We start from the raw sequence: 867 nt of genomic DNA, 5'->3' as shown, positions 1-867 counted from the left end.
ATCGCCCTCTGGAAAAACCCGGAAGGCCTGACTGACGACGAACGCCGCATCGTGATGCGCAACCTGGGCTTCTTCTCCACCGCCGACTCGCTGGTTGCCAACAATCTGGTACTGGCCGTGTACCGCTTGATCACCAACCCGGAATGCCGCCAGTACATCCTGCGCCAAGCGTTCGAAGAGGCGATCCACACCCACGCCTATCAGTACTGCATCGAATCGCTGGCCATGGATGAGGGCGAGATCTTCAACATGTACCACGAGATTCCTTCGGTCGCCAAAAAGGCCACGTGGGGCTTGAAGTACACCCGCTCGATCTCCGATCCGAAGTTCGAAACCGGCACCGTTGAAACCGACAAGGAACTGCTGCGCAACCTGATCGCTTACTACTGCGTTCTGGAAGGCATCTTCTTCTACTGCGGCTTCACCCAGATCCTGTCGATGGGCCGACGCAACAAGATGACCGGGGTTGCCGAGCAGTTCCAGTACATCCTGCGCGACGAATCCATGCACCTGAACTTCGGCATCGACGTGATCAACCAGATCAAAATCGAAAACCCGCACCTGTGGGATGCCGAGATGAAGGAAGAAGCGTCGCAGATGATCCTGCAAGGCACGCAGCTGGAAATCGAATACGCCCGTGACACCATGCCGCGCGGCGTATTGGGCATGAACGCAGCGATGATGGAGGACTACCTCAAGTTCATCGCCAACCGCCGCCTGTCACAAATCGGCTTGAAGGAAGAGTACCCGGGCACCACTAACCCGTTCCCGTGGATGAGCGAAATCATGGACTTGAAGAAAGAGAAAAACTTCTTCGAGACTCGCGTGATCGAGTACCAAACGGGCGGCGCACTGAGCTGGGACTGA

General features: G+C 56.6%; 1 protein-coding gene. It reads left to right on the top strand.

The genetic code is table 11. From position 1 onward, the window contains the following. The coding region (locus tag HBN68_RS21945) for a ribonucleotide-diphosphate reductase subunit beta (protein WP_169966187.1) at positions 1-867 on the top strand (867 nt) is incomplete at its 5' end.

This window comes from Pseudomonas sp. WS 5078 (genome assembly GCF_012985745.1).
Taxonomy (GTDB): domain Bacteria; phylum Pseudomonadota; class Gammaproteobacteria; order Pseudomonadales; family Pseudomonadaceae; genus Aquipseudomonas; species Aquipseudomonas lundensis_A.
Note: the sequence above shows the minus strand (reverse complement) of the source record. Positions and strands in the feature narration are given on the sequence as shown.